Below are 1339 nucleotides of genomic sequence, written 5' to 3'. Positions count from 1 at the left end.
ATTCTTGAAGATAGTAAGCAGACGCTTAAATCTATGCAATTTTTAACCAAACAATTTTCTGTAAACTCTTTGATGTTACTGTCAATGATGGTCTGCAAGCGTATCTTTTTCGATAGCTTTTTTCCTCGCTGAAGATTTCAGGTAAACCTGCTCAGCCACAGCAATCACTACAATAGTGACGACTGCTACGCCAAGTACGAATGGATCTGAGTTTAGTTTAATCCAGACAAAACCGCCGAGAACCAACAGGTCAAGAAGTATGGCCACTATAGGTACCCACATCACCGCCTTTATATCCTGACGAAGGTATCGCAAAACACCCCAATGAATGGCGATATCCATAATTAGATAGAAAACAATGCCAAGCGCTGCAATTCGTGATAAGTCAAATAACGTTGTGAAAGCTAAACCCAACACCACAGTATAGACCAACGTATGTTTTTGAACGCTTCCCGGCATCCCCAAATGACGGTGGGGTACCAGCTTCATTTCGGTTAGCATAGCGAGCATACGAGAGACTGCGAAGATGCTAGCAAGGAGGCCGCCAGCGGTAGCTACCATTGCGATTGCAACTGTGAACCATAGACCATAGTCGCCAAGTGCTGGGCGTGCGGCGGCAGCCAAGGAGTAATCTTTAGTTTCGATGATTTCGGCAAGAGATAGATTACTAGACACCGCGAAACCGACTAGAGTGTAAATAACTACGCATATTGCGATTGATATTACAATGGCACGGCCGACGTTGCGATGAGGATTTTTTACTTCCGAGCCACTGTTGGTAATCGTGGTAAAGCCTTTAAATGCCAGTATGCCTAGCGCCGTTGCGCCAAGAAAGTCACCAACAGTATTAGTGTCATCTAATGTAGAAGAATCAACTGCAAAGCTATCAGCTAGCCAGATACCAACCAACCCGAATATAAGAATACCGACAATTTTTATAATACCGATAACCGATGCAACCCCCTGAATCCAACGATTACCAAGTAAATTGATAAAGAACGCAGCAAGAATAAGCGCGGCGCCAAGGATGGATACCATGCGACCGCTGTCATCGCCACCGAATAACTGCATAGTGTATGACCCGAACGTCCGGGCCAAAAAGCTCTGCGCTATAACCATGGAGAAATACATCAGCAGGGCATTAAATCCAGTCGGTAAACGATCTCCGTATGCTTGATGCAGGTACATTGCAACACCGCCAGCCGACGGGTAAGCGTTAGAGATTTTGATATAAGAATAGGCACTAAAAGAAACAACGATTGCGGCGGCTAGAAAAGCAAGTGGGAAAAGCGAACCCGTCATCTGAGCCATCTGACCGGTCAGAGCGAAAATACCAGCA

The 1339-nt window shown here is 45.4% G+C and carries 1 protein-coding gene; it reads right to left on the bottom strand.

All coding sequences use genetic code 11. From position 1 onward, the window contains the following. Positions 1–81: 81 nt before the first annotated feature. The coding region (locus CXF69_RS00535; protein WP_102078937.1) for an APC family permease at positions 82–1339 on the bottom strand (1258 nt) is incomplete at its 5' end.

The organism is Psychrobacter sp. Choline-02u-9 (assembly GCF_002836505.1).
Lineage (GTDB): Bacteria > Pseudomonadota > Gammaproteobacteria > Pseudomonadales > Moraxellaceae > Psychrobacter.
This window is presented reverse-complemented; position numbering and strand designations above follow the sequence as displayed.